4 protein-coding genes are annotated in these 4,509 nt (G+C 73.2%); 2 read left to right on the top strand and 2 right to left on the bottom strand.

What is annotated here, in order from left to right:
• A partial coding sequence (locus AOK22_RS34510; protein ID WP_244165223.1) for a DUF4190 domain-containing protein occupies positions 1-389 on the bottom strand: 389 nt, incomplete at its 3' end.
• A 72-nt stretch (positions 390-461) separates the two neighbouring features.
• Here AOK22_RS34510 and AOK22_RS34505 point away from each other — a divergent pair.
• Positions 462-1,733, top strand: a complete 1,272-nt coding sequence (locus tag AOK22_RS34505) for a serpin family protein (RefSeq protein ID WP_079037011.1) — start codon at positions 462-464, stop codon at positions 1,731-1,733.
• Here AOK22_RS34505 and AOK22_RS34500 read toward each other — a convergent pair.
• The gene (locus tag AOK22_RS34500; protein WP_055702660.1) at positions 1,730-3,304 is read right to left on the bottom strand and encodes a S8 family peptidase; all 1,575 of its coding nucleotides are present in this window, start codon (positions 3,302-3,304) and stop codon (positions 1,730-1,732) included. The two genes, AOK22_RS34505 and AOK22_RS34500, sit on opposite strands and share 4 nt — an antisense overlap.
• A 299-nt stretch (positions 3,305-3,603) precedes the next feature.
• Here AOK22_RS34500 and AOK22_RS34495 point away from each other — a divergent pair.
• A partial coding sequence (locus tag AOK22_RS34495) for a pyridoxal-phosphate dependent enzyme (protein ID WP_055702659.1) occupies positions 3,604-4,509 on the top strand: 906 nt, incomplete at its 3' end.

The raw sequence follows: 4,509 nt of genomic DNA, 5'->3' as shown, positions 1-4,509 counted from the left end.
ACCGCGAGGACCAGCAGCACGACGCCGACCACGGAGAGGACGCTGCCCGCGATGGCCAGCCCCTTGCCGCGCTCGCCCTTCTTCTTGATCTGCGCGAGCGCGACCAGGCCGAGGACCAGGCCGACCGCGGGCAGGAAGCAGAGGATGCCGAGGACCAGGGAGGCGATGGCGAAGCCGTTCACCGGCGGCCGGGAGTACGGCGAGTACGGGCCGGGCCAGCGCTGGTAGGGGACCTGGCCGGGCGGCGGCCACGGCGCGCCGGGCTGCCCGTACGGACCGGGCGCTCCGTGCGGACCCGCGTGGCCCTGCGGATCCTGCGGGCCGCCCGGCGGATCCTGCGGGCCGCCCGGCGGGGGCGCGTACGGACCGGGCGGCGGCGGTATGTCCACGGGTAGCGTGCTCCTGGGTCGGGTGATGCGGAGAACTTGGCGCATCGTAATCGGGGCGGGAGCGAAAAGGTAATGCAACGGCAAATCCCCTTATCTCGGACAGCAGTCGAGGCCTCCAACGCGCTGACCTCGCGGTGGGCGGCCACGCTGCCCGCCGAGCGCGGCACCGTCTTCTCGGCGGCCGGCGTCTGGCCCCTCCTCGCCTTCCTCGCGGACGGCGCGGACGGCGCGGCCCGCGCCGAACTGGCGGCCGCGGTGGGACTGCCCGCCGACGAGGCGGCGCGCGCCGCACGGGAGTTGCTCGCGTCGCTGGACGCCATGCGGGGCGTGGACGCGGCGCTCGGCCTGTGGACCAGGCGCACGCTGACCCTGCGGGACGCGTGGCGCGCGGGCGTGCCGGTGGGGGCGCTCGGGGTGCTGACCGGGGATCCGGCGGCGGACGCGGCGACGCTGGACGCGTGGGCGGCCGAGCGCACGGGCGGGCGGATCGAGCGGATGCCGGCCCGTCCGGACGAGTCGACCGAGTTCGTCCTGGCGAGCGCGCTCGCGCTGCGGACCGACTGGTACCGGCCCTTCAGCGAGGGCGCGGCGGAGGCCCGCACGGGCCCGTGGCGGGGACGCACCCTGGCGACCCTGTACCGCTCGACGTCCCTCCTGGACCGGGTCGGCGTCGCGCACTCCCCCGCCGGGGCCGTGACCGGGCTGAAGGTGCTCGGCGACACCGGGATCGACGTCCATCTGCTGCTCGGCGAGGACCACATGGGCCCGGGGCAGGTGCTCGGCACGGGCGTGGACGTCCTCGCGCGGCGGCTCGATGTGGTGCCGGGTCCTCGGCTGCCGTACGGGGAGGTGGGTCCCGGGCTCCGCGTCAGCAGGGTGCGGTCCGTGAGCCCTCGCCCGCCGACGCTGCACGTGACCACCGTGCCGTTCGCGCTGGAGGCGCGGCACGACCTGATCGAGCGGCACGGGCTGTTCGGCATGACCACGGCGCTGGACCGCTCGCACGGCCACTTCCCGGGGATCGCCGCCGAGGAGCTGGCGCTCCAGGGCGCGGACCAGGCGGCGACGGCGACGTTCGGCGCGCTCGGCTTCCGGGCCGCCGTCGTGACGGCGGTCATGGGCTACGGCGCGGGCGTGCCCGAGGAGCGGTACCTCACCACCGAGGTGGACGCCCGCTTCGACCGCCCCTTCGGCTTCCTCGCCGTGCACCGCGCCTCGCGCCTCGTCCTCGCGTCGGGCTGGGTCACGGACCCGGAGCCGTTCCGCGAGGACGAGGACTCGTACGAACAGGGGTGGCTCCGCTCAGGGCCTACGGCCCGGAGCCGTTCGGGGCCTGTGGCCTAGAACTGGAGACCCCAGGAGTCGATCTTCCCGGTGTCCTGCGCCGCGTTGTCGCTGACGCGCAGCTTCCACGTGCCGTTGGCCGTCTCCGAGGAGGCGTTCACGGTGTACGTGGTGTTGATGTTGTCCGAGCTGCCGCCGGTGCCGTAGTCCTTCAGCGTGTAGGCGGTGCCGTCGGGTGCGATCAGCTGGACCCGGAGGTCGCCGATGTACGTGTGCTGGATGACGACCGGCACGGCGAGCGACGCGGGGGCGGTGCCCTCGACGCCCGAGACGTTGATCGGCGACTCGGCCGTGGCGTTGTCGTTGATCGCGAAGTCGTCGGTGTTGCTGAACGACTTGCCCGGCGGGTTGGTCGTGCCGCCGGTGACGTTCAGGAGACGGTTGGGCGAGCCGGTGCCGGGGCTGCCGACGACGCCGGTCGAGGAGGCGCTGACCAGGGCCGCGGAGACCTGCGCCGGGGTCGACGACGGGTTCTGGCCGAGGTAGATCGCCGCCGCGCCCGCGACGTGCGGGGAGGCCATCGACGTACCGGAGATGGTGTTGGTCGCCGTGTCGTTGGTGTTCCACGTCGAGGTGATCGAGGAACCCGGCGCGAAGATGTCGAGGATGCTGCCGTAGTTCGAGTAGCTCGCCCTGGCGTCGGTGTTGGTCGTGGCACCGACGGTGATGGCCTCCGCCACGCGCGCGGGCGACTTGGTCGAGGCGTCGGTCGACTCGTTGCCCGCCGCGACCGCGTAGGTGACGCCGGACGCGATGGAGTTGCGGACGGCCGTGTCGAGGGCGCTGTCGGCGCCGCCGCCGAGGGACATGTTGGCGACGGCGGGCTTGACCGCGTTCTTGGTCACCCAGTCGATGCCGGCGACGACCTGCGCGGTGGTGCCCGAGCCCTGGTTGTTCAGGACGCGGACGCCGACGATCTTGGCCTTCTTGGCGACGCCGTGCAGGGTGCCGGCGACGGTGCCCGCGACGTGCGTGCCGTGGCCGTGGCCGTCCTGCGCGGTGTTGTCGTTGTCGATGGCGTCGTAGCCGTAGGAGGCACGGCCGCCGAAGTCGCTGTGGGTGATGCGCACGCCGGTGTCGATGACGTACGCGGTGACGCCCTCGCCCGCGGAGTCCGGGTAGGTGTACTTCTGGTCCAGCGGCAGGTTCTTCTGGTCGATGCGGTCCAGGCCCCAGGACGGCGGGTTGTTCTGGGTCGCGGTGGCAGTGAAGGTCCGGTTCTGGACGACGGCGTCGACCGCCGGGTCGGCGGCGAACCTCTTGGCCTCGGCCTCGGTGAGCTCGACCGCGTAGCCGTTGAGCGCCTTGTCGTAGGTCCGCTCGATCTTCGCGCCGTACTCCTTGGCGAGGGCCCGGCCCTCGGCGGAGCGGGCCTTCGGGGCGCCCTTGTCGAGGCTCACGATGTAGCTGTTCTTGATCGTGCCGGGGGCGCCGGCGTTCTCGATCCTGCCTTCCGCCTGCTCCGGCTGCGCGTTCGCGGGGAGGGCGGAGACGACGCCGAGGGCGAGGGCCGCGACCGCTGTCGCGCTGATCCCGGCCAGTCTTCGGCGGGTATGACGCATCACTGCCATCTGAGGGGTCCTCCTCAATAGGTGGTGCGCTGGTGGGGGATTGGTGCCGTGGTGCCCACACGGACGGAGGCATGCGACAGGAGCATGTCAATAGGACATGCGGTTCCTTGCCTCCGTCGGGACGAAAGATTGGCCGATCCATAGGAATCCCACAAGGGTCAGGACCGGACGTAACACGACTGCCATGCCGGTGCCATGACGGATCATCACCAACCGTCGCAGACACCTCGAACCACACAGGTCACACCTTCAACGACCGCCTCGGAGGCACCGGAGGGCCCGCCGATTAGCCTGCGCGCATGACCGACCCCACCGCAGCCGCGAGCCCCCTGCCCGACCACCTCTGCCCCGCCGACGGCACCCGCGTCCCCGCCGGGTCGCTCACCTGGTGCTGCCCCGTCTGCCGCGGGCCCCTCGACCTGGACTTCTCCCCCGTCCCCGCGCCGCTCACCGCCCTTGCCGGGCGGGTCAACTCGCTGTGGCGGTACGCCGAGTGCCTGCCGCTGGCCGCGCCCGGCATCTCCCTCGGCGAGGGGCGCACACCGGTCGTGGAACTGGCCGGGGGCATCTCCGCCAAGCTCGACTTCCTGATGCCGACGCTCTCCTTCAAGGACCGCGGCGCGGTGCTCCTCGCCGCGCTCGCCCAGCGGCTCGGGCCCGACCGGGTCGTCGCCGACAGCAGCGGCAACGCGGGCACGGCCGTCGCCGCGTACTGCGCGCGGGCCGGGCTGCCCTGCACCGTGTACGTCCCCGCCGCCACCTCGCCGAAGAAGCTGGAGCAGATCGGCGCGCACGGGGCGCGGCTCGAAGTCGTCGAAGGGGACCGCGAGGACGCGGCGCGCGCGGCCCGCGCCGCCGCCGACGCGCCGGGCACCTTCTACGCCTCGCACGTCCACAACCCCTACTTCCTGCACGGCACCAAGACCTACGTCCACGAGCTCTGGGAGGACCTCGGCGGCCGGCTGCCCGAGGTGCTCGTCGTGCCCGTCGGCAACGGCACGCTGCTGCTCGGCGCGGCCCTCGCGGTGCGGGAGCTGCTCGCGGCCGGGCTCATCGACGAGGCGCCCGCGCTGTACGCGGTGCAGTCCGCCGCGGTCGCCCCGCTCGCCGCGGCCTGGCGGGCCGGCGCCGACGACCTGGTCGGCGAGACCCCGATGGCGGCCACCTTCGCGGAGGGCATCGCGATCCCCCGGCCCGCGCGGGCC

The organism is Streptomyces silaceus (assembly GCF_001419745.1).
Classification (GTDB): domain Bacteria; phylum Actinomycetota; class Actinomycetes; order Streptomycetales; family Streptomycetaceae; genus Streptomyces; species Streptomyces silaceus.
Note: the sequence above shows the minus strand (reverse complement) of the source record. Positions and strands in the feature narration are given on the sequence as shown.

Coding starts and splice junctions, on each gene's coding strand:
- AOK22_RS34505 (WP_079037011.1), top strand. CDS start 462: ATGCAACGGCAAATCCCCTTATCTCGGACAGCAGTCGAGGCCTCCAAC.
- AOK22_RS34500 (WP_055702660.1), bottom strand. CDS start 3,304: ATGGCAGTGATGCGTCATACCCGCCGAAGACTGGCCGGGATCAGCGCG.